The organism is Pseudomonas sp. NY15437, from assembly GCF_048068435.1.
Taxonomy (GTDB): Bacteria; Pseudomonadota; Gammaproteobacteria; order Pseudomonadales; family Pseudomonadaceae; genus Pseudomonas; species Pseudomonas nitroreducens_B.
This window is the reverse complement of record NZ_JBLUQC010000015.1, coordinates 129,342-151,883: the sequence shown is the minus strand read 5'-3', so window position 1 is coordinate 151,883 and position 22,542 is coordinate 129,342. Positions and strand designations below refer to the sequence as shown.

Sequence of the window (22,542 nt, the reverse complement as noted above, 5' to 3'; positions counted from 1 at the left end):
GCCGAATGCGAAGTACACTTTTGACATGCCTTTCCATAGGCTTGGCGACCCTCTTGGCCGCCACCGAGGCAACCGCCTCCTCCAAGATTTCCCGCACCTATCAACCCGCACCGGTTGATCTGCGTATTCCAGTCCAGGGCAGCGCCCTGCTGACCTACAACGCCAAGCCGGTCAAGCAGACCAAGAGCGAGGCGCACCAGGTGACCCAGCGCGCCTACAGCATGATCGGCACGCCTTACCGCTGGGGCGGCACCTCGCCCAAGCGCGGCTTCGATTGCAGCGGCCTGGTGAACTACGTATTCCAGAACGTCGATGAAGTCGACCTGCCGCGCACCGCGCAGCAGATGTACAGCATGCGCGGCAACTCGAAAGTAGCCCGCGACGACCTGCAGCCCGGCGACCTCGTGTTCTTCCGCATCCACAACCGCCGCAATGTCGACCATGTCGGCATCTACGTCGGCGACAACCAGTTCGTCCATGCGCCGCGTCGCGGCCAGAAGGTCCGCGTCTCCGACCTCGGTGGCGACTACTGGAAGAAGCACTACACCGCCGCCCGCCGTATCCTGCCGGAAACCCTGGCCAAGGCCGACGTCGGTCGCCGCTTCGACTGACACCGCGCGCTCTCCCCGTGCGGGAGAGCACCTTCCTCTCTCGCCCTTCCCTTACAGGCCGCGGCGCGCCTGCCGGCGCAACAACCGCGCGCTATCCCAACCGGTCAGCAGCACGGCGATCCAGATCGGCCCGTAGGTCCAGATCTGCGCCGGATTGAACGCCTCGCCGAGGAACAGCACGGCAATGGCGAACAACAGCACAGGCTCGACGTAGCTCAGAATCCCGAAGAGCCCCATCGGCAGCAGCCGGCTGGCCGCCATCATGGCGCCGAATGCCAGCGCGCTGATCAACCCCAGCAGTGGCAGCAGCGCCCACAGTCGGGGTACTGCCTCCAGCACCTTGCCGCTATCAGTCAGCCGCAGGGTCACCAGGGCGAACGGCAACAGCACGAGCATCTCAAAGACGAAGCCGGACAGCGAATCCACCGCCATCTTGCGGCGCAGCATGAAGTACGGCGGATAGCCCAGCGCGGTAATCAGGGTGAACCAGGAGAATGCGCGGGTCAGCCACAACTCGTGCAGCACGCCCGCCAGCGCAAAGGCCACCGCGATGGCCTGCAGCGGGGTCAGGCGCTCGCCATAAAACAAGCGACCACACAGCACCATGGTCAGCGGCAGCAGGAAGTAGCCCAGCGACAACTCCAGCGTTCGCCCGACCATGGGCGCCCAGATGAACACGCCCCACTGGATCAGCATCATCGCTGCCGTCAGCGGGAAGCATGCCAGCAGCCACGGCTCGCGCAGCAGGCGCCGGCCCGCGTCGCGCAGCACGCCGCCCTGGCGGGTGAACAGCACCAGCAGCAGGACCATGGGGATGGACCACACCACCCGGTGTGCGATCACCTGGACGCTGGTCAGCGGCTCCAGCGAATGGATGTAACCGGGCAGCGTCACGAAGAGCACGGATGACGCCAGGGAGAGCGCTACACCACGTCCGGAAATGGTCATGCGAAGCGCTCCTTTCGACGGCGCAGGCCGAAACGATTGACGCCCAGCGACGCGACGATCACCGCACCACCCAGCGCCAGGCGCGGCAGGTCGGCCGCCTCGTTCCAGATCAGCAGGTTGATCAGCAGGCCCACCGGCACGTGCAGGTTGTTCATCACCGCCAGGGTGCCGGCGTCCACCTGCGTGCCGCCCTTGTTCCACCAGAACTGGCCCAGCGCAGTGGCCAACAGGCCCATCCACACCAGCACGCCCCATTGCAGTTCGGTGGTCGGAAGCTTCTGCGGATTGCCGAACAGCAACCAGCCCGGCAGGGCAATCACCAGCGCACCGACGAAGAAGTAGCCGAAGCGGCGGTACTGCGGAATGCCCGAGGGATAACGCTGGACCAGATGTTTGTAGAACACCTGCCCGGCAGCGAAGGTCGCGTTGGCCAGTTGCAGCAGCAGGAAGCCCTGGATGTAGTCGCCGCTGACGCCGTCATAGCGAATGATGCCGGCACCCAGTACCGCCACAGCGGCGGCCAGCAGCGCCCAGGCGTTGAAGCGGCGGTTCAGCGCATCATCGATCAGCGCCACGTGCAGTGGCGTCAATACGGTGAACAGCAACACCTCCGGCACCGTCAGCACGCGGAAGCTCTGGTACAGGCAGACGTAGGTAATGCCGAACTGCAGTGCGCCCGCCAGCATCACCCCGGCGATGAAACGCGGCTCGACGCCACGCCAGCGGGTGAGCGGCAGGAATACCAGACCGGCCAGCACCACACGGGTGAGCACGGCGAAATAGCTGTCGACCTGCCCGGCGAGGTATTCGCCAATCAGGCTGAAGGAGAACGCCCAGAGGACGGTGACAAAAAGCAGGTAAGGCATGGACAAGGCGACCGGAACGGGGCAGGCAACATAGCGTCAGTTTCAGCGTAGGAAAAGCACTGCGCGCCCGCGCCCAGGAAAGGCAGAAACGAAAAAGGGCGACCGAAGTCGCCCTTTTCCTTGGATGGTGAATCAGGGATTAGCCCTGGTTCTCCATCTGAGCACGGATCAGATCACCAATGGTGGTCGGGCCGGTGCTTTCTACGTCTTGCTTGTGACGCAGTTCTTTCATCGCATCTTTCTCGTCATCAACGTCCTTGGACTTGATGGAGAGGGAGATGACGCGGCTCTTACGGTCGATGCTGATGATCTTGGCTTCGACTTCTTCGCCTTCTTTCAGAACGTTGCGAGCGTCTTCAACGCGGTCACGGCTGATTTCGGAGGCTTTCAGGATGCCTTCGATTTCGCCGCCCAGGCTGATGACAGCGCCTTTGGCGTCCACTTCCTTCACGGTGCCGCGAACGATGGTGCCTTTCTCGTTGAGCGAGGCGTAGTTGGAGAACGGATCGTCTTCCAGCTGCTTGATGCCCAGGGAGATGCGCTCACGCTCCGGATCAACGGAGAGGATGACGGTTTCCAGCTCGTCGCCCTTCTTGAAGCGGCGAACGGCTTCTTCGCCAACTTCGTTCCAGGAGATGTCGGACAGGTGAACCAGACCGTCGATGCCGCCTTCCAGGCCGATGAAGATACCGAAATCGGTGATCGACTTGATGGTGCCGGAGATCTTGTCGCCCTTGTTGAAGCGGCTGGAGAAGTCTTCCCACGGGTTGGACTTGCACTGCTTGATGCCCAGGGAGATACGACGACGCTCTTCGTCGATGTCCAGAACCTGAACTTCCACTTCGTCGCCAACCTGAACGACTTTCGACGGGTGGATGTTCTTGTTGGTCCAGTCCATTTCGGAGACGTGTACCAGGCCTTCCACGCCCTCTTCCAGCTCGGCGAAGCAGCCGTAGTCGGTGAGGTTGGTGACGCGCGCGGTAACGCGGGTGCCTTCCGGGTAACGGGCTTTGATGGCAACCCATGGGTCTTCGCCCAGTTGCTTCAGGCCCAAGGATACGCGGTTGCGCTCGCGGTCGAACTTCAGAACCTTAACATCGATCTCGTCGCCAACGTTGACGATTTCCGACGGATGCTTGATACGCTTCCAGGCCATGTCGGTGATGTGCAGCAGACCATCGACGCCGCCCAGGTCAACGAACGCACCGTAGTCGGTGAGGTTCTTGACGATACCTTTGACCTGCTGGCCTTCCTGCAGGGATTCCAGCAGAGCTTCGCGCTCGGCGCTGTTCTCGGCTTCCAGCACGCTGCGGCGGGAAACGACAACGTTGTTGCGCTTCTGGTCCAGCTTGATGACCTTGAACTCGAGCTCTTTGCCTTCCAGGTGAGTGGTGTCGCGCACCGGACGCACGTCGACCAGCGAACCCGGCAGGAACGCGCGGATGCCGTTGACGTCGACGGTGAAGCCACCCTTGACCTTGCCGTTGATAACGCCTTTGACCACTTCGTCGGCAGAGAAAGCAGCTTCCAGAACGATCCAGCTCTCGGCACGCTTGGCTTTTTCGCGGGACAGCTTGGTTTCACCGAAGCCATCTTCTACCGCGTCCAGCGCAACGTGGACTTCGTCACCCACATTGATGGTCAGCTCGCCCTGTTCATTGTAGAACTGCTCGACCGGGATGACGCCCTCGGATTTCAGACCGGCATGGACGGTGACCCAGTCACCATCGATGTCGACCACGATGCCGGTGATGATCGCACCCGGCTGCATGTCGAGGGATTTCAGACTTTCTTCAAAGAGTTCTGCGAAGCTTTCGCTCATGTCTATACCTGTAGTCAAAGGCTTGTAAGCCCGATTCCGCGCCACCAGCGAACACGGTCAAGTGATGAAAAAGAAGCCAGCAGGATCAAGACTGGTATCCTGCCGGCCCCCTGTTGCACCCGCCGAAACGGATGCTCCACATTCAGATTTTAAGGGAACGCTTCGCTCAATATGGGCGAAACCCTCCCGATACAAGGTCTGGAATGGTAGCAATGGATGCCGTCTGCGTCAATCCGCGGTCCCGGCGTCCGGCACGCCACGCGAGCCTGGCCTCATTCCTTTCATTTTCGTCCAGCCCCGGAAAATGGGAGAGCCGCCCGTCAGATCTGTCAGGCAACGCCCGGGCCGAAATGAAAAATCCCCGGCATCGCCGGGGATTTTCGTTTGTCGATCCGCTAGTCCGCCAAGCCGCGGCGCGCGACCTCGGCGAGGATGCGTTCCACCACGTCGTCGATGCTCATCGAGGTGGAATCCACCAGGATGGCGCCGTCGGCGGGCTTGAGCGGGGCCACGGCGCGCTGGCTGTCGCGCTCGTCGCGGGCGCTGATCTCCGCAGCCAGTTGCGCCTGATCGCTGTCGATGCCCTTGCCCTTGAGCTGCAGGTAGCGGCGACGGGCGCGCTCCTCGGCCGACGCGGTGAGGAAGATCTTCAGCGGCGCGCTGGGAAACACCACGGTGCCCATGTCGCGGCCGTCGGCCACCAGGCCCGGTGCTTCCAGGAAGGCGCGCTGGCGTTGCAGCAGTGCATCGCGCACCGCGGGCAGCGCGGCTACCTGCGAGGCGCCTGCGCCGACCTGTTCGGTGCGGATGGTGTCGGTGACGTCTTCGCCTTCGAGGATGATGTGCTGGCCCTGCCCACCCTTGGCATGGGTGAACTGCACGTCCAGGTGCGCGGCCAGTACCTTGAGGGCTTCCTCGTTGGTCAGGTCGATGCCGTGGTTACCGGCGGCGAACGCCAGCAGGCGATACAGCGCGCCGGAATCCAGCAGGTTCCAACCCAGGCGTTTGGCCAGCAGACCAGCGACGGTGCCCTTGCCCGAGCCGCTGGGGCCGTCGATGGCGAGGACCGGCCATTCGCCGTTCATCAGTTCTTCTCCTCAGCGACACGAATACCCGCGCCGGATGCCAGCCCGAGGAAGTTCGGGAAGGAGGTCGCGACGTTGGCGCAGTCGTGGATGCGGATCGGCGCGCCGGCGCGCAGGGAGGCCACGCTGAAGGACATGGCGATGCGATGGTCGCCATGACTCCAGACTTCGCCGCCGCCGTAGCTGCCGCCGTCGATGATGATGCCGTCCGGCGTCGGTTCGCACTTCACGCCCAGGGCCAGCAGGCCGTCGGCCATGACCTGGATGCGGTCGGATTCCTTCACCCGCAGCTCTTCCGCGCCGCGCAGGACGGTACGACCTTCGGCATTGGCGGCGGCGACGAAGAGCACGGGGAACTCGTCAATGGCCAGCGGCACCAGGTCTTCGGGAATGTCGATGCCTTTGAGCCTGGCCGAACGCACGCGAATGTCAGCCACCGGCTCGCCACCCACTTCACGCTGGTTTTCCAGGGTGATGTCGGCGCCCATGAGCTTGAGGATATCGATGACGCCGGTGCGGGTCGGGTTGATACCGACGTGCTCCAGGGTCAGGTCCGAGCCTTCGGCGATGCTCGCGGCGACCAGCAAGAAGGCCGCCGAGGAGATGTCGGCCGGAACTTCGATGGAGGTGGCGGTGAGCTTGTGACCGGACTCGACGCGGGCGGTAGCGCCCTCGACGTCGACGGGGTAGCCGAAGCCGCGCAGCATGCGCTCGGTGTGGTCGCGGGTCGGCGCCGGCTCGGTGGTGGAGGTCTCACCCGCGGCGTAGAGGCCGGCGAGCAGCAGGCAGGACTTCACCTGGGCGCTGGCCATCGGCATGTCGTAGTGCATGCCGGTCAATTTCTGGCCGCCACGGATGGTCAGCGGCGGACGCCCCTCCGGGCCGGTCTCGATCACCGCGCCCATCTCCCGCAGCGGCTTGGCGACGCGGTTCATCGGGCGCTTGGACAGCGACGCGTCGCCGGTCAGGGTGGTGTCGAACGGCTGGGCGGCGAGCAGGCCGCTGAGCAGGCGCATGGAGGTGCCGGAGTTGCCCAGGTAGATCGGGCCGGGCGGCGATTTCAGGCCGTGCAGGCCAACGCCATGCACGGTCACGCGGCCATGATGCGGGCCTTCGATGACCACGCCCATGTCGCGGAACGCCTGGATGGTGGCAAGGGCGTCTTCGCCCTCGAGGAAGCCTTGCACCTCGGTGGTGCCCTCGGCGAGGGAGCCGAGCATGATCGAGCGGTGGGAAATGGACTTGTCGCCCGGTACGCGAACACGTCCGGAGAGGCGGCCACCCGGCTGGGCCAGGAAAATCAGGTCATTGTTGTGCATGGCGTCCACATAGGCCCGGCGGGCCAGGATTTTGCTGAAATGCTCGCGGGCAACGCGGGCGCGGGTGAAGACGCCCATCAGTTGTTGCCCGTCCCCTTTATCGACGGCCTCGCGCAGATCATCGAGGTCGCCACGGAATACGTCGAGGATGCGCAGCACCGCCTCGCGGTTGGCGAGGAAGATGTCGTGCCACATCACCGGGTCGCTGCCGGCGATCCGCGTGAAGTCACGGAAGCCGCCAGCGGCATAGCGGAAGATTTCCAGATTCTCGCTGCGTTTGGCCAGCGAGTCGACCAGCGTGAAGGCCAGCAGGTGCGGCAGGTGGCTGGTGGCGGCAAGAACTTCGTCGTGGTGCTCGACCGCCATCTGCTCGACATCCGCACCCAGCTCGCGCCAGAGGCTCTCGACGCACTGGATTGCGTCCGCATCGGCATTATCCAGCGGCGTGAGGATGACTTTATGACGGCGGAACAGTTTCGCGTTGGCCGCCTCCACCCCGCTCTGCTCGGAGCCGGCGATGGGATGGCCGGGCACGAAGCGCGTCGGCATGCCGCCGAACGCCGCTGTCGCGGCGCGCACCACATTGCCCTTGGCGCTGCCGACATCGGTGAGAATGGCGTTGCCGAGGTCAAAGGTGGCGAGCTCGCCGAGTACCTTCTCCATGGCCAGGATCGGCACGGCAAGCTGGATGACGTCGGCCTCGCGGCAACCGGCAGCGAGACTTTCCTCGCAGCGGTCGACCACGCCCAGTTCCACCGCGAGGCGGCGGGTTTCCGGATCACGGTCGACGCCGACCACTTCCTCGAACAGGCCCTTCTCGCGGATGCCCTTGGCAAAGGAGCCGCCGATCAGGCCGAGCCCAACCACCACCAGGCGGCGCAGGGTGCGCGGCTGGACATCAGGCACGGGCGAGCACCTTGGCCAGCGCTTCGAGGAAGCGGGCGTTCTCGGCCGGCAGGCCGATGGAGATGCGCAGGTGCTGTGGCATGCCGTAGCCACCCACCGGGCGGACGATCACGCCTTCGGCGAGCAGGCCCTGGTAGACCGGGCCTGCGTCGCGCTTGAGGTCCACGGCGATGAAGTTGCCCTTGGACGGGATCCATTGCAGGTCCAGCGCGCGCAGGCCGCTTTCCAGCTGGGCCATGCCTTCGTCGTTGATGCGCTTGCCTTCGGCCAGGTACTGCACATCGTCCAGCGCGGCACAGGCGGCGGCCAGGGCCAGGCTGTTGACGTTGAACGGCTGGCGTACGCGGTTGAGCACATCGGCGACCTGCGCAGACGAAATCGCGTAGCCGACGCGCAGCGACGCCAGGCCATAGGCCTTGGAGAAGGTGCGCGACACCAGCAGGTTCGGGTAGCGGGCGAGGTATTTCAGGCCATCCGGCAGTTCTTCGCCTTCGGCGTATTCGATATAGGCCTCGTCGAGCACCACCAGCACATCCTGCGGAACCTGCGAGAGGAAGCGCTCCAGCGCGTCCGGACCGAACCAGGTGCCGGTGGGGTTGTTCGGGTTGGCGATGAAGACCACGCGGGTGTTGGCGTCGATGGCCGCCAGCATGGCTTCCAGGTCGTGGCCCCAGTCTTTCGCCGGCACGACCTTGCCCTGGGCGCCGACGGCCTGGGTGGCGATCGGGTAGACGGCGAAGGCGTACTGGCTGAACACGGCGTTCAGGCCAGGCGCCAGGTAGGCGCGGGCCACCAGGTCGAGAATGTCGTTGGAGCCGTTGCCCAGGGTGACTTGCGCGGTGTCGACGGCGCAACGCTCAGCCAGGCGGCTCTTCAACTCGAAGCCGTTGCCGTCGGGATAGCGGGTCAGTTCGGCCAGTTCGGCACGGATCGCCTCGAGGACCTTCGGGCTCGGGCCCAGCGGGTTTTCGTTGCTGGCCAGCTTGACGATGCCGGCGGGGTCGAGCTTCAGCTCGCGGGCCAGCTCATCGACCGGCTTGCCCGGCACATAGGGGGAAAGCTTCTGCACACCCGGCTGGGCCAGGGCAAGGAAATCACAGCTCATGGGGCATCTCTCTCGAGTGGGGCCGCTCAGAATGAGTCGATGTAACCGGCGGCCACCATGTAATTGCAGATGCGGTCGACCGCTTCCTCGACCGACAGCGTGGACGTATCGATGGTCAGTTCCGCGGCCTCCGGGACTTCGAATGGGGAGTCGATACCGGTGAACTGCTTCAGCTCGCCGGCCCGCGCCTTGCGGTAAAGACCCTTGGGGTCGCGCTCCTCGCAGACGCTCAGCGGGGTGGAAACATGAACCTCGACAAAGCACTCGGGCAGCAAGGCACGGACGAGGTCGCGATCGGCCCGGAACGGCGAGATGAACGCCGCAATGGCGATCAGCCCCGCATCCACCATCAGCGCGCCCACCTCGCCCACCCGGCGGATATTCTCGCAGCGGTCTTCGGCACTGAAGCCCAGGTCACGATTGAGGCCGTGGCGGAGGTTGTCGCCATCGAGCAGGTAGGTGTGCCGACCACACGCATGCAGTCGATGCTCGAGAGCGTCGGCGATTGTCGACTTGCCGGAGCCGCTCAGCCCCGTCAGCCAGATCAGACACGGACGCTGCCCCTTGATCCACGAGCGGCTCTTGCGATCGACCACCGACGGCTGCCAGCGAATATTGCGACTGCTGGGCATCAGAGCACGGCCTTGGGATAGGAACCCAGCACCTTCAGGGCGACGGCTTCGCTGTTGATCTTCTCCAGCACATCCTTGATCAGCGGGTCCTTGTGGTGGCCGACGAAGTCGATGAAGAACACGTAGGTCCACTTGCCGCTGCGCGACGGGCGGGTCTCGATGCGGGTCAGGTCGATGCCATTGTTGTGGAACGGCACCAGCAACTCATGCAGCGCGCCCGGCTTGTTGCGCATGGAGACGATGATGGAGGTCTTGTCGTCGCCGGTGGGCGGCACTTCCTGGTTGCCGATCATGAGGAAGCGCGTGGAGTTGTCCGGGCGGTCCTCGATTTTCTCGTGCAGCTTGTCCAGCCCATACAGGCTGGCCGCCATGTCGCCGGCGATCGCCGCGCTGTTCCACTCGCTCTTCACTCGCTTGGCGGCATCGGCGTTGCTGGAGACCGCCACGCGCTCGACATTCGGGTAGTGCGCGTCCAGCCACTTGCGGCACTGGGCCAGGGACTGGGCGTGGGAGTAGATACGGGTGATGTTGTTGGTCTTGGTGTTCTCGCCCACCAGCAGGTGGTGGTGGATGCGCAGCTCCACCTCGCCGCAGATCACCAGGTCGTGCTCGAGGAAGCTGTCGAGGGTGTGGTTGACCGCGCCCTCGGTGGAGTTTTCCACCGGCACTACGCCGAAGTTCACCGCACCGGCGGCAACTTCGCGGAACACTTCGTCGATGGCCGCCATCGGCGTGCTGATCACCGCATGGCCGAAGTGCTTGAGCGCCGCGGCCTGGGTGAAGGTGCCTTCCGGGCCGAGATAGGCCACTTTCAGCGGCTGCTCCAGGGCGAGGCAGGAGGACATGATCTCGCGGAACAGACGCGCGACTTCCTCGTTGTCCAGCGGGCCCTTGTTCAGCTCCATGATGTGCTTGAGCACCCAGGCCTCGCGCTCGGGCCGGTAGAACACCGGCTTCTCGCCTTCGGGCAGGGCGGCCATCTTCACGCGCGCCACGTCGGTGGCGCAGCGGGCGCGTTCGCTGATCAGCTCGAGGATCTTCTCGTCGAGGCTGTCGATGCGTACGCGCAAAGCCTTGAGCTGGTCAGCGTCGCTCATCAGCCGTGCTCCTTCTCGAACTCGGCCATGTAGCCGACCAGGGCCTCGATGGCATCCAGGCCCAGGGCGTTATAGATGGAGGCACGCATGCCGCCCACCGAACGGTGGCCCTTCAGGTTGAGCAGGCCGCGCGCGTCGGCGCCCTCGAGGAAGGCCTTGTCGAGCTTCTCGTCGGCCAGGCGGAACGGCACGTTCATCCAGGAGCGGGCGCTGGGCTGGATCGGGTTGGTGTAGAAGTCGCTGCTGTCGATGAAGCCGTACAGCATGTCCTTCTTGGCGCGGTTGCGTTTCTCCATCGCCTCGACGCCGCCCTGCTCCTTCAGCCACTGGAAGACCAGGCCGGAGAGGTACCAGGAATAGGTTGCCGGGGTGTTGTACATGGAGCCGTTATCGGCGGCGACCTTGTAGTTGAGCATGGTCGGGCAGATGCTGCGGGCGCGGCCCAGCAGGTCTTCGCGAACGATGACGACCACCAGGCCGGATGGGCCGATGTTCTTCTGCGCGCCGGCGTAGATCAGGCCGAACTTCGACACGTCGGTCGGGCGCGACAGGATGTCCGAGGACATGTCCACCACCAGCGGGACGTCGCCGACTTCTGGAATCCAGTCGAATTCCAGGCCGCCGATGGTCTCGTTGGACGCGTAGTGCAGATAGGCCGCGTCCTTGGACAGGCTCCACTCGTTCTGCCCGGGAATGGCGAAGTAGTCGTACTTGGATGCGCTGGCGACCACGTTGACGTTGCCGTAGCGGCGAGCCTCTTCGATGGCCTTCTTCGACCAGATGCCGGTTTCCACGTAGTCCGCCACGCCATCTTCGGGCAGCAGGTTCAGCGGGATCTCGGCGAACTGCTGGCTGGCACCGCCCTGCAGGAACAGCACCTTGTAGTTCGACGGCACGCCCATGAGGTCGCGCAGGTCCTGTTCGGCCTTCTCGGCGATGGCCACGTAGTCGTCGCTACGGTGGCTCATCTCCATGACCGACAGCCCCTTGCCCTGCCAATCCAGCAGTTCGGCGCGGGCGCGCTCCAGCACCTCGGTGGGAAGCGCCGCGGGACCGGCGCAGAAGTTAAAGGCTCGCTTGCTCACATCCACTCTCGCTATCAGTCTTCGCTGGCCTGCGGGGCTTCTTCCGCCGCAGCTTCGCCTGCTTCTGGGTTCTCGTCCGAGACCTCGCCTTCGACGATCTCGCCGTCGATGACGTCGTCTTCGCCTTCCACCACGGTAGGCTCCTGCACCCGCTCCAGGCCCACGACGGTCTCGTCGGCGGCCAGCTTGATGAGGATCACGCCCTGGGTGTTACGGCCAGCGCCGCGCACTTCGTCGACACGGGTACGCACCAGGGTGCCCTGGTCGGAAATCAGCATGATCTCCTCGCCGTCCAGCACCTGCACGGCGCCTACCAGGTTGCCGTTGCGCTCGTTGATCACCATGGCGATCACGCCCTGGCCGCCACGACCGCGACGCGGGTAGTCGGCCAGCGGGGTGCGCTTGCCGTAGCCACGCTCGGAGGCGGTGAGGATCTGCGCCTCGCGGCACTCGGGGATCAGCATGGAGATGATGCGCTGGTCGTCGGCCAGGCGCATGCCGCGCACGCCACGGGCATTACGGCCCATGATGCGCACCTTGCTTTCCTTGAAGCGGATCACCTTGCCGGCGTTGGAGAACATCATCACGTCCTTCGAACCGTCGGTGATGGCGGCGGCGATCAGCGAGTCGCCCTCTTCCAGCTTCAGGGCGATCAGGCCGTTGGAACGCGGCTTGGTGAACTGGATCAGCGGGGTCTTCTTCACGGTGCCTTTCATGGTGGCCATGAAGATATACGCGCCGGTCGGCTCGTCCTGGCTGAAGTCGGCGTCATCGCCCTCTTCGCCTTCTTCGGCTTCCACCACCTCGGCGACCTGCTCGGCGACCACGTCGTCGTCATCGCCCTCTTCACCGGCGAACTGGGCACGCACGGCTTCCAGGTCGATCTGCAGCATCGCGGTGATGCGCTCGCCTTCGTCCAGCGGCAGCAGGTTCACCAGCGGACGGCCACGGGCCGTGCGGGAGGCTTCCGGGATCTCGAAGGTGCGCAGCCAGTAGACCTTGCCCTTGCTGGAGAACAGCAGCAGCGTGGCGTGGCTGTTGGCGACCAGCAGGTGCTCGATGTAGTCCTCGTCCTTCACGCCACTGGCGGACTTGCCCTTGCCGCCGCGACGCTGGGCCTCGTAGGCGGCCAGCGGCTGGGACTTGGCGTAGCCGCCGTGGGAGATGGTCACCACGCGCTCTTCTTCGGTGATCAGGTCGGCGATGGTCAGGTCCATCTGCGACGCGACGATCTCGGTGCGGCGGGCATCGCCGAACTCGGCCTTGACCTTCTCCAGCTCCTCGCGGATGACTTCCATCAGGCGCTCGGGGCTGGTCAGGATGCGGATCAGCTCGCCGATCAGGGTGAGGATTTCCTGGTATTCGGACAGGAGCTTCTCGTGCTCCAGGCCGGTCAGGCGGTGCAGGCGCAGTTCCAGGATGGCCTGAGCCTGTTCCGGCGACAGGTAGTACTTGCCCTCGCGCAGGCCGTACTGCGGGTCCAGGTCTTCCGGACGGCAGGAATCGGCACCGGCGCGCTCCACCATGGCCTCCACGGCGCTGGATTCCCAGGCGGTGGCGATCAGGCGTTCCTTGGCTTCGGCCGGGGTCGGCGAGGTCTTGATCAGCTCGATCACCGGGTCGATGTTCGACAGCGCGACGGCCTGGCCTTCGAGGATGTGGCCGCGCTCGCGGGCCTTGCGCAGTTCGTAGACGGTCCGGCGGGTCACCACTTCACGGCGGTGACGGATGAACACCTCGAGCATTTCCTTGAGGTTCATCGTGCGCGGCTGGCCGTCGACCAGGGCCACCACGTTGATGCCGAAGACGCTCTGCAGCTGGGTCTGGGCGTAGAGGTTGTTCAGCACGACCTCGCCCACTTCGCCACGGCGCAGCTCGATGACCACGCGCATGCCGTCCTTGTCGGACTCGTCGCGCAGCTCGGTGATGCCTTCGATCTTCTTCTCTTTCACCAGCTCGGCGATCTTTTCGATCAGACGGGCCTTGTTCAGCTGGTAGGGCAGCTCGGTGATGATGATCTGCTGGCGGTTGCCGCCCTTTTCCATGTCCTCGATGGTGGCGCGGGCACGGATATAGATGCGGCCACGGCCGGTGCGATAGGCCTCGATGATGCCCGCACGGCCGTTGATGATGCCCGCGGTCGGGAAGTCCGGGCCGGGGATGTAGTTCATCAGCTCGTCGATGGACAGCTCGGGGTTGTCCATCAGCGCCAGGCAGCCGTCGATCACCTCGGTGAGGTTGTGCGGCGGAATGTTGGTCGCCATGCCCACGGCGATACCGCTGGAACCGTTGACCAGCAGGTTCGGGATCTTGGTCGGCATGACCGCCGGGATCTGCTCGGTGCCGTCGTAGTTGGGCACCCAGTCGACGGTTTCCTTGTCCAGGTCCGCCAGCAGCTCATGGGCGAGCTTGGCCATGCGCACTTCGGTGTATCGCATGGCCGCGGCGTTGTCGCCGTCCACCGAACCGAAGTTGCCCTGGCCGTCGACCAGCATGTAGCGCAGCGAGAAGGGCTGGGCCATGCGGACGATGGTGTCGTATACCGCGGTGTCGCCGTGCGGGTGGTACTTACCGATCACGTCGCCGACCACACGGGCGGACTTCTTGTAGGGCTTGTTCCAGTCGTTGCCCAGTTCGCTCATGGCGTACAGGACGCGCCGGTGCACGGGCTTCAAGCCGTCGCGCGCATCGGGCAGGGCACGACCGACGATCACGCTCATGGCGTAATCGAGGTAGGACTGTCGGAGTTCGTCTTCGATGTTGACCGGGAGGATTTCTTTGGCCAGTTCGCCCATGAGAAGCCTGGTTCCTTTTTCAAATGGGACTCCGCCACGCTCGTCCTGAGCCCGGCGGAGCGCGGTGCGCCATCAAAGCGCCACCGACTCTCTACAAATCAACGACTTGGCCGCTGATCCGCGATGCTGTGGGGGGCGAAAAAATGCCCCATCAAGAACCGTCGGAGCTTACCACAAGCCAGGGTCAAACCCTACCCTTGCCCAAGCCCCTCGATGAATTGCCGCAGGCCCCGTCAGTGCAGGCGCTTGCGGCTCATCAGCTGGGCCATCCGCTCGGCGTCCGGGCGCTCGACCACGCCGCGCTCGGTCACGATGGCGTCGATCAGATCGGCCGGGGTCACATCGAACACCGGATTGAAGGCTTCGACGTCGGCCGCGACACGTTTGCCGCCGATTTCCAGGAGTTCGCGACCGTCGCGCTCCTCGATCGGGATGTCCTCACCGCTTTCCAGGCCCATGTCGATGGTCGAACTGGGCGCCACCACCATGAAGCGCACGCCATGGTGCATGGCGGTCACGGCCAGCTGGTAGGTGCCGATCTTGTTGGCGACGTCGCCGTTGGCGGTGATGCGGTCGGCGCCGACGATGACCCAGGTGATGCTTTCGGTCTTCATCAAGTGCGCGGCGGCCGCATCCGCATTCAGGGTGACCGGAACCCCCTCGTTGGCCAGCTCCCAGGCCGTCAGGCGAGCGCCCTGCAGCCAGGGGCGGGTCTCGTCGGCGTAGACGCGCTCGATCAGCCCTTCCAGGTGCGCCGCGCGCAGCACGCCCAGCGCGGTGCCGAAGCCGCCGGTGGCCAGGGCGCCGGTATTGCAGTGGGTGAGTATCTTCTGCGGGCCGCCGTGGTGCTTGCGGATCAGGTCCACGCCCAGCTGGGCCATGGTCAGGTTCGCCTCGCGGTCGCTTTCGTGGATCGCCACGGCCTCGGCTTCCAGCAGCGGCAGCGGGTCCTCGCCCGGCTTCATGCGCTCCAGGCGGTCGCGCATGCGGTTCAGCGCCCAGAACAGGTTGACTGCCGTGGGACGCGATTCGGCGAGGACGGTGAAGTCCTCTTCCAGCGCCGCGCGCCAGTCGCCGCCGGCGGCCACACGGGCGCGCAGGCCCAGCACCAGGCCATAGGCGGCAGCGATGCCGATGGCCGGCGCGCCCCGCACCACCATCTGACGGATGGCATCGGCGACGCCCTCGGCCGTCTCGTAGGACAGCCAGGTTTCCTCCAGCGGCAGCAGGCGCTGGTCCAGCAGTCGGAGTGTGCCCTTGCGCCAATCAATGGCCGTGACCCGTTCGGCCGCCAACAGTCGCTCACGCATGGAACACCTCTTCATTTCAATGGAATCGCGGGCCGCTCCGGCGCCACGGAAATCGCCCCGGAAACACCGGGAAACGGCGGAGTATACCGAGCCTTAGGCCCCGGCGCTCGGCTATACTCGGCGCCTTTATCCACGCGCCCAGGATGCGCTTCATGCCGACCGAAAAAGTCCCGCTCGACCTGCTGCTCTTCCCCACCTGGATCGTCCCCGTGGAGCCCGCCGGCGTCGTCCTGCGCGATCACGGCCTGGGCATCCGCGACGGCCGCATCGCCCTGCTCGCCCCGCGCGCCGAGGCCCTGCGCCACCCGGCCGCGGAAACCCGCGAGCTGCCGGGCATGCTGCTCTCCCCCGGCCTGATCAACGCCCACGGGCACGCGGCGATGAGCCTGTTCCGCGGCCTGGCGGACGACCTGGCGCTGATGACCTGGCTGCAGGAGCACATCTGGCCGGCCGAGGCCAAATGGGTCGGCGAAGACTTCGTCCGCGACGGCACCGAGCTTGCCATCGCCGAGCAGCTCAAGGGCGGCATCACCTGTTTCTCGGACATGTACTTCTTCCCCCACATCGCCTGCGAGGTGGTGCACAAGGCCGGTGTGCGCGCGCAGATCAGCGCGCCTGTGCTGGATTTCCCGGTGCCCGGCGCCCGCGACGCCGACGAGGCGATCCGCCAGGGCCTGGCGCTGCGCGACGACCTCAAGCACCACCCACGCATCAAGGTAGCCTTCGGCCCGCACGCGCCGTACACCGTCAGCGACGACAAGCTGGAAAACATCCTGATGCTGGCCGAGGAACTGGACGCCGGCATCCACATGCACGTCCACGAGACTGCCTTCGAGGTCCAGCAGGCGCTGGAGAAGCACGGCGAACGCCCGCTGGCCCGCTTGCACCGCCTCGGCCTGCTCGGGCCGCGCTTCCAGGCCGTGCACATGACCCAGGTGAACGACGAAGACCTGGCCATGCTGGTGGAAACCAACAGCTCGGTGGTGCATTGCCCGGAATCGAACCTCAAGCTGGCCAGCGGCTTCTGCCCGGTGGAGCGGTTGTGGCAGGCCGGCGTCAACGTCGCCATCGGCACCGATGGGGCGGCCAGCAACAATGACCTGGACCTGCTCGGCGAAACCCGCACCGCCGCCCTCCTGGCCAAGGCCGTGGCTGGCCAGGCCACCGCGCTGGACGCCCACCGCGCCCTGCGCATGGCCACCCTGAACGGCGCTCGCGCGCTGGGCATGGAGCAGGAAACCGGCAGCCTGGAACTGGGCAAGTCGGCCGACCTGACCGCGTTCGACCTCTCCGGGCTGGCACAACAGCCGGTGTACGAGCCGGTTTTCCAGCTGATCTACGCCAGCGGCCGCGACTGCGTGCGCCACGTGTGGGTTGGCGGCAAGCAGCTGCTGGACGACGGCAGGCTCACCCGACTGGATGAGGAGCGGCTGATTGCCGTGGCGGGCGAGTGGGGTCGGAAGATCGCCGGGGGCTGACTGCCTACCTAGCTAGAAGCACCCTCTCCCTAACCCTCTCCCTGAAGGGAGAGGGGACTGGATCGGAGCAATAGGAGACCCAGGAGTTCACCTGATACCTGGGCGGCTGGAAGCGCCGCCCCTTCAGCCACTCGGAACGCTCCCCTCCCTTCGGAGCGGGGCGCATAGCCAGGGCTGGGAGAGGGAAACGCCCAACGCCGATGCCTCCGCCCTCCACGGCACCCTCTATAAAAATCGCGCCGCTGCGACAATCTGTCATGCCGCGCCCCATCCATTCCGCGAAGCTGGCATCATAGTCAGCCTTCGTTTCCAGCTTTTCGATCAATAGGGACACCATGAGCAACGTCGACCACGCCGAGATCGCCAAATTCGAGGCCCTCGCCCACCGCTGGTGGGACCGCGAAAGCGAGTTCAAGCCCCTGCACGACATCAACCCGCTGCGCGTCAACTGGATCGACGAGCGCGTCAGCCTCGCCGGCAAGAAGGTGCTGGACGTCGGCTGCGGCGGCGGCATCCTCAGCGAAGCCATGGCCCAGCGCGGCGCCACCGTCACCGGCATCGACATGGGCGAAGCGCCCCTGGCGGTCGCCCAGCTGCACCAGCTGGAATCCGGCGTGCCGGTGGAATACCGCCGCATCACCGCCGAAGAGCTGGCCGAGGAAATGCCCGCGCAGTTCGACGTGGTGACCTGCCTGGAGATGCTCGAACACGTGCCGGACCCGGCCTCGGTCATCCGCGCCTGCCACAAGATGGTCAAGCCCGGCGGCCAGGTGTTCTTCTCCACCATCAACCGCAACCCGAAGGCCTACCTGTTCGCCATCGTCGGCGCGGAATACGTGATGCGCCTGCTGCCGCGCGGCACCCACGACTTCAAGAAGTTCATCCGCCCCTCCGAGCTGGGCGCCTGGTCGCGGGATGCGGGCCTGGCGGTCAAGGACATCATCGGCCTGACCTACAACCCCCTGACCAAGCACTACAAGCTGGCGGGCGATGTCGACGTCAATTACATGATCCAGACCCTGCGCGAGGAGTGAGTCGCATGCTCAGAGCGGTTCTCTTCGACATGGACGGCACGCTGCTAGACACCGCGCCGGACTTCATCGCCGTGTGCCAGGCGATGCTCAAGGCCCACGGCCGCGCGCCGGTGGCCGACCAGCGCATCCAGGACGTGGTTTCCGGTGGCGCCCGCGCCATGGTCGCCGCGGCCTTCGACATGGACCCGGAAGCCCCCGGCTTCGAGCCCCTGCGCCAGGAGTTCCTCGACCGCTACCAGGCGCATTGCGCCGTCTTCACCCGCCCGTATGAAGGCATGGCCGAGCTGCTGGACAGCATCGAGCAGTCGCGCCTGATCTGGGGGGTGGTGACCAACAAGCCGGTGCGCTTCGCCGCGCCGATCATGGAGCAACTGGGCTTGGCCGAGCGCTCGGCCGTGCTGGTTTGCCCGGACCACGTGAAGAACAGCAAGCCGGACCCGGAAATGCTCCTGCTGGCCTGCAGCCAGCTCAAGGTCGACCCGTCCGAGGTGCTGTTCATCGGCGACGACCTGCGCGATATCGAATCGGGCCGCGCCGCCGGGACCAAGACCGCCGCCGTGCGCTACGGCTACATCCACCCGGACGACAACCCCGCGCACTGGGGCGCCGACGTCATCGTCGACGCGCCCCGCGACCTGCTCGCCGTCCTCGATCGCGCCCTCTGCAGCTGCTGAAGCAGCAGCCCAAGCCACACGCCGCAAGCCTCAAGCCCAAAGCCGCACGGTGCCGCTTGTCGCTTGCCGCTCTCCGAAGGAGCCCCCATGTTCGACTATTCCGCCCGCCCCGACCTGCTCAAGGGCCGCGTCATCCTGGTGACCGGCGCCGGTCGCGGCATCGGCCGGGCCGCCTCGCTGGCCTTCGCCGCCCACGGCGCCACCGTGCTGCTGCTGGGCAAGACCGAGGACTACCTCAACGAGGTCTATGACCTGATCGTCGCCGCCGGGCATCCGGAACCGGTGGTGATCCCGCTGAACCTGGAAACCACCCAGCCCCACCAGTACGACGAACTGGCGGCCACCATCGAGCAGGAGTTCGGCAAGCTCGACGGCCTGCTGCACAACGCGTCGATCCTCGGCCTGCGTTCGCCCATCGAGCAGATTTCCACCGAGAACTTCACCCGCGTCATGCAGGTGAACGTCAACGCCATGTTCAGCCTCACCCATACCCTGCTGCCGCTGCTCAAGCTCTCCGAGGATGCCTCGGTGGTCTTCACCTCCAGCAGCGTCGGCCGCAAGGGCCGTGCCTACTGGGGCGCCTACGCGGTATCGAAGTTCGCCACCGAAGGGCTGATGCAGGTGCTGGCGGACGAGTGCGAGGACATCTCCAGCGTGCGCGCCAACAGCGTCAACCCCGGCGCCACCCGTACCGCCATGCGCGCCCACGCCTACCCGGGCGAGAACGCCTTCAACAACCCGGCGCCCGAAGAGATCATGCCGGTCTACCTGTACCTGATGGGCCCGGACAGCAAGGGCGTGAATGGCCAGGCGTTCAACGCCCAGGACTGATTCACTCCGCAAGACACGGTACGGGCGTACCAGCGGCGTCGGCCTGCAGCCTAGCAACGACGCCGCTTCCCGCCAATTTTCCGGCTCCGCTTGCCGGCACCCTCCGGCAAAGTGCCATCATTTCGCCAGACTTCTGGCGAAACCTCCCTCGCTGCGGAACCCCGACCGCCACCGGTCGGTCAATACGGCGTCTTTTCAGGCGTTTTCGTGCCCTGGCACGGAAATCGCTCTGTCCTTCGCAAACGCCGTAAAAATGGTCACCGCCATGGTTCCTCCCAAGCAGTCCAACACCATCGATTTCGATGCCGCCAAGCTCCAGCGCGCCACCAGCCAGGACCTCCGCAAACCCTCGCGGCGTCCGCTGGAACTGCTGGAGCTGCGCCAGCAGTTGAACCTGCAATTGCAGGTGAGCCTGGAGGCGGAGCGCATCCTGGCGGTGTTCTTCCGCGAGATCCAGCAGTTGCTGCCCGTGGAGTACCTGGCCTATGCCCATGCCGGCGCCGACCTGCGCCTGGAGTTCGGCGACGCGGCGCGGCACAGTGCCGACTACCGCCTGACCCATGGCAGCGAATACCTGGGCGAGATCAGCTTCCGCCGCGCCCGGCGCTTCGCCGAGGCCGAGCTGGCGCAGCTGGAGTCGCTGATGGCCTGTCTGCTCTATCCGCTGCGCAACGCCCTGCTCTACCGCGCCGCCGTGCAGTCGGCGCTGCGCGACGCGCTGACCGGCACCGGCAACCGCATCGCCATGGACCAGACACTGACCCGCGAGGTCGAGGTCGCGCGGCGCCATCTGCTGCCGCTGTCGATCCTCATGCTCGACCTGGACCACTTCAAGCAGATCAACGACGAGTACGGCCACAGTGTCGGCGACGACGCCCTGCGTGCCGTCGCAACGGCGCTGAAGAACAGCCTGCGCAACGTCGACATGGTGTTCCGCTTCGGTGGCGAGGAATTCCTCGTGCTGCTCTCCAACACCCCCGGCGTTGCTGCCGTGCAGGTGGGCGAACGGCTGCGCGCTGCCGTGGAAGAGCTGAACCTGGCCGTCAACGGCAAGCGCTTGCCGCTGTCGATCAGCCTGGGCTGCGCCACGCTCCATGGCGGCGAGTCGGTGGACGACCTGCTGCGCCGCGCCGATGCCGCGCTGTATGAAGCCAAGCGCGACGGACGCAATCGGCTGGCCTGCGCCAGCTGATCCGAAGGCCTCCCGTTCCCTGAGCTCACCAACGGACCACGGCGTCGCCGGGGCTGGATGGTAGGAGCGCGCGCCATGGGCGCGATCGCGGGCATGGCCCGCTCCTACACGCGCTTGAACACCTGTAGGAGCGAGCTTGCTCGCGAACCCGCCTGATGTCGGAGCCGCCGGGATACTCGTTCGCGAGCAAGCTCGCTCCTACCAGGCCTCCGGCCAGCAAATCCCAGGCAATAAAAAAGGGCTCCGAGGAGCCCTTTTGACCGCTATCGCTTAGCGCTTGAAGCCAGGACGCATGCCGTCACCGGCCGCCTGCGGACGACGCTTGGCGATCGGCTTGCCAGGACGCTCGGCCAGCGGGGCGCCCTTGTCACGCTCGGGAGCGCGAGCCGGACGATCGCTCGGTGCCTTGCGCGGAGCGCGGCCTTCACCGGCATCGCTGCGCGGGCCACGGGCCGGGCGCTCGGCGCCATCGCGCGGCGCGCGGGCAGGACGATCACCGCCTGCATCACGCGGTTTGCGCGGAGCGCGACCTTCGCCAGCGTCGCTGCGCGGACCACGGGCCGGGCGGTCACCTGCGTCACGCGGAGCACGGGCGGGACGATCACTGCCCGCATCGCGCGGCTTGCGCGGCGCGCGGGTGTCGTCGCCGCGCGGGGCGCGGGCCGGACGCTCGTCGCCATCACGCGGTGCACGGGCCGGGCGCTCGCCAGCGGCCGGACGCGGAGCGCGTTGCGGACGCTCGCCTTCGGCGCGCTCGGTGCGGGTACGCGAGCCACGGCCCGGACGCTCGCTGGGTGCCAGCTTCTTGCCGAGCTTGCGCTCCTGGCGCTCGACCTTTTCCTTGGTCTTGGTGGAGACCGCCGGCAGGGCGACCGGCGCCAGGCCGACCTCCTCGCTGAGGATGTCCAGCTCGCGCTGGCCCATCTCGCGGTAGCGGCCCATGGTCAGCTCGGAGGTCAGGAATACCGGCCCGAAGCGCACGCGCTTCAGACGGCTGACCACCACGCCCTGGGACTCCCACAGGCGGCGGACTTCACGGTTACGACCTTCCATCACCACCACGTGGTACCAGTGGTTGAAGCCTTCGCCACCGGGCGCTTCCTGGATGTCGCTGAACTTGGCCGGGCCGTCTTCGAGCATCACGCCGGCTTTCAGGCGCTCGATCATCTCTTCGTCGACTTCGCCGCGCACGCGCACGGCGTACTCGCGGTCCATCTCGTAGGACGGGTGCATCAGGCGGTTGGCCAGTTCGCCGTCGGTGGTGAACATCAGCAGGCCGGTGGTGTTGATGTCCAGGCGGCCGACGTTGATCCAGCGGCCGCTGCGCAGGCGCGGCAGGCGGTCGAACACGGTGGGGCGGCCTTCCGGGTCGTCACGGGTGCAGACTTCGCCTTCGGGCTTGTTGTAGATCAGCACGCGACGGACGTGCTCTTCGATCTTCTCGCGCTTGAGCAGGCGGTCGTCGACGGCGATGGCATCGCGGTCGCCCACGCGCTGGCCGAGGGTGGCCACGGCACCGTTGACCTTGACGCGGCCTTCTTCGATCCAGGCCTCGACGTCGCGGCGCGAGCCGACGCCCATGCGGGCGAGGACTTTCTGCAGTTTCTCGCCGGCCGGGGCTGGGGTAAGTTCTTCAAGGTTTTCGTGCGTGTCGGTCATCTGAGCACCTCCCGGTGTGGCATGCAACGAATAAAAAGGTCGCGCATCATACGCGCTTGCGGGCGGCAAAGCACCGTCCGCAGTCGGGAAAGA

The 22,542-nt window shown here is 65.8% G+C and carries 18 protein-coding genes; 6 read left to right on the top strand and 12 right to left on the bottom strand.

Annotation, left to right across the window (positions count from 1 at the left end; all coding sequences use genetic code 11):
- Positions 1-53 precede the first annotated feature (53 nt).
- Positions 54-611, top strand: a complete 558-nt coding sequence (locus ACNFIA_RS26750) for a C40 family peptidase (RefSeq protein ID WP_416790010.1) — start codon at positions 54-56, stop codon at positions 609-611.
- Between the two features lie 51 nt (positions 612-662).
- On the opposite strand, the gene rarD is transcribed toward ACNFIA_RS26750, so the two are convergent.
- The 11 genes from rarD to mtnA all read right to left on the bottom strand — a co-directional run bounded on the left by rarD (position 663) and on the right by mtnA (position 15,581).
- Positions 663-1,559 carry an EamA family transporter RarD gene (gene rarD, locus ACNFIA_RS26745; protein WP_416790008.1) on the bottom strand — a complete coding sequence of 299 codons (897 nt, stop codon included), beginning with the start codon at positions 1,557-1,559 and terminating at the stop codon, positions 663-665.
- Positions 1,556-2,425 (bottom strand): carboxylate/amino acid/amine transporter, encoded by an 870-nt coding sequence (locus ACNFIA_RS26740; RefSeq protein WP_416790006.1) that lies wholly within the window; start codon positions 2,423-2,425, stop codon positions 1,556-1,558. Before ACNFIA_RS26740 ends, rarD begins: the two co-directional genes overlap by 4 nt.
- 139 nt (positions 2,426-2,564) lie before the next feature.
- Positions 2,565-4,247 (bottom strand): 30S ribosomal protein S1, encoded by a 1,683-nt coding sequence (gene rpsA / locus ACNFIA_RS26735; RefSeq protein ID WP_416790004.1) that lies wholly within the window; start codon positions 4,245-4,247, stop codon positions 2,565-2,567.
- A 395-nt stretch (positions 4,248-4,642) separates the two neighbouring features.
- Positions 4,643-5,332 (bottom strand): (d)CMP kinase, encoded by a 690-nt coding sequence (gene cmk / locus ACNFIA_RS26730; protein WP_416790003.1) that lies wholly within the window; start codon positions 5,330-5,332, stop codon positions 4,643-4,645.
- On the bottom strand, positions 5,332-7,557 hold the full coding sequence (locus tag ACNFIA_RS26725; protein WP_416790002.1) for a bifunctional prephenate dehydrogenase/3-phosphoshikimate 1-carboxyvinyltransferase: 2,226 nt from the start codon (positions 7,555-7,557) through the stop codon (positions 5,332-5,334). The genes cmk and ACNFIA_RS26725 overlap by 1 nt, the downstream gene beginning before the upstream one ends.
- Positions 7,550-8,662 (bottom strand): histidinol-phosphate transaminase, encoded by a 1,113-nt coding sequence (gene hisC / locus ACNFIA_RS26720; RefSeq protein ID WP_416790000.1) that lies wholly within the window; start codon positions 8,660-8,662, stop codon positions 7,550-7,552. Before hisC ends, ACNFIA_RS26725 begins: the two co-directional genes overlap by 8 nt.
- A 26-nt stretch (positions 8,663-8,688) precedes the next feature.
- Positions 8,689-9,294: an adenylyl-sulfate kinase gene (gene cysC, locus ACNFIA_RS26715; RefSeq protein WP_416789999.1), complete on the bottom strand. Its 606-nt coding sequence runs from the start codon at positions 9,292-9,294 to the stop codon at positions 8,689-8,691.
- A complete protein-coding gene (gene pheA / locus ACNFIA_RS26710) occupies positions 9,294-10,391 on the bottom strand; it encodes a prephenate dehydratase (protein WP_259756505.1) in 1,098 nt (365 codons plus the stop codon). The genes cysC and pheA overlap by 1 nt, the downstream gene beginning before the upstream one ends.
- Positions 10,391-11,476: a 3-phosphoserine/phosphohydroxythreonine transaminase gene (gene serC, locus ACNFIA_RS26705; protein WP_416789997.1), complete on the bottom strand. Its 1,086-nt coding sequence runs from the start codon at positions 11,474-11,476 to the stop codon at positions 10,391-10,393. Before serC ends, pheA begins: the two co-directional genes overlap by 1 nt.
- 14 nt (positions 11,477-11,490) lie before the next feature.
- Positions 11,491-14,271 (bottom strand): DNA gyrase subunit A, encoded by a 2,781-nt coding sequence (gyrA, locus tag ACNFIA_RS26700; RefSeq protein WP_416789995.1) that lies wholly within the window; start codon positions 14,269-14,271, stop codon positions 11,491-11,493.
- Positions 14,272-14,504: 233 nt separating this feature from the next.
- Positions 14,505-15,581: an S-methyl-5-thioribose-1-phosphate isomerase gene (gene mtnA, locus ACNFIA_RS26695; protein ID WP_416789994.1), complete on the bottom strand. Its 1,077-nt coding sequence runs from the start codon at positions 15,579-15,581 to the stop codon at positions 14,505-14,507.
- Between the two features lie 152 nt (positions 15,582-15,733).
- Here mtnA and ACNFIA_RS26690 point away from each other — a divergent pair, with 152 nt between their 5' ends.
- The 5 genes from ACNFIA_RS26690 (at position 15,734) to ACNFIA_RS26670 (ending at position 20,790) form a co-directional block, all read left to right on the top strand.
- Positions 15,734-17,059 (top strand): TRZ/ATZ family hydrolase, encoded by a 1,326-nt coding sequence (locus tag ACNFIA_RS26690; RefSeq protein WP_416789993.1) that lies wholly within the window; start codon positions 15,734-15,736, stop codon positions 17,057-17,059.
- A 335-nt stretch (positions 17,060-17,394) separates the two neighbouring features.
- Positions 17,395-18,093, top strand: coding sequence for a bifunctional 2-polyprenyl-6-hydroxyphenol methylase/3-demethylubiquinol 3-O-methyltransferase UbiG (gene ubiG / locus ACNFIA_RS26685; RefSeq protein ID WP_416789991.1), 699 nt, complete (start codon positions 17,395-17,397; stop codon positions 18,091-18,093).
- Entirely contained in the window at positions 18,090-18,767 is a 678-nt protein-coding gene (gene mupP / locus ACNFIA_RS26680; protein ID WP_416789990.1) for an N-acetylmuramic acid 6-phosphate phosphatase MupP, read from the top strand. The genes ubiG and mupP overlap by 4 nt, the downstream gene beginning before the upstream one ends.
- Positions 18,768-18,854: 87 nt before the next feature.
- On the top strand, positions 18,855-19,598 hold the full coding sequence (locus ACNFIA_RS26675; protein ID WP_259756516.1) for a YciK family oxidoreductase: 744 nt from the start codon (positions 18,855-18,857) through the stop codon (positions 19,596-19,598).
- A gap of 265 nt (positions 19,599-19,863) precedes the next feature.
- Positions 19,864-20,790, top strand: a complete 927-nt coding sequence (locus ACNFIA_RS26670) for a GGDEF domain-containing protein (RefSeq protein WP_259756518.1) — start codon at positions 19,864-19,866, stop codon at positions 20,788-20,790.
- 270 nt (positions 20,791-21,060) lie between these two features.
- On the opposite strand, the gene rluB is transcribed toward ACNFIA_RS26670, so the two are convergent.
- On the bottom strand, positions 21,061-22,449 hold the full coding sequence (gene rluB / locus ACNFIA_RS26665) for a 23S rRNA pseudouridine(2605) synthase RluB (protein WP_416789988.1): 1,389 nt from the start codon (positions 22,447-22,449) through the stop codon (positions 21,061-21,063).
- Positions 22,450-22,542 lie beyond the last annotated feature (93 nt).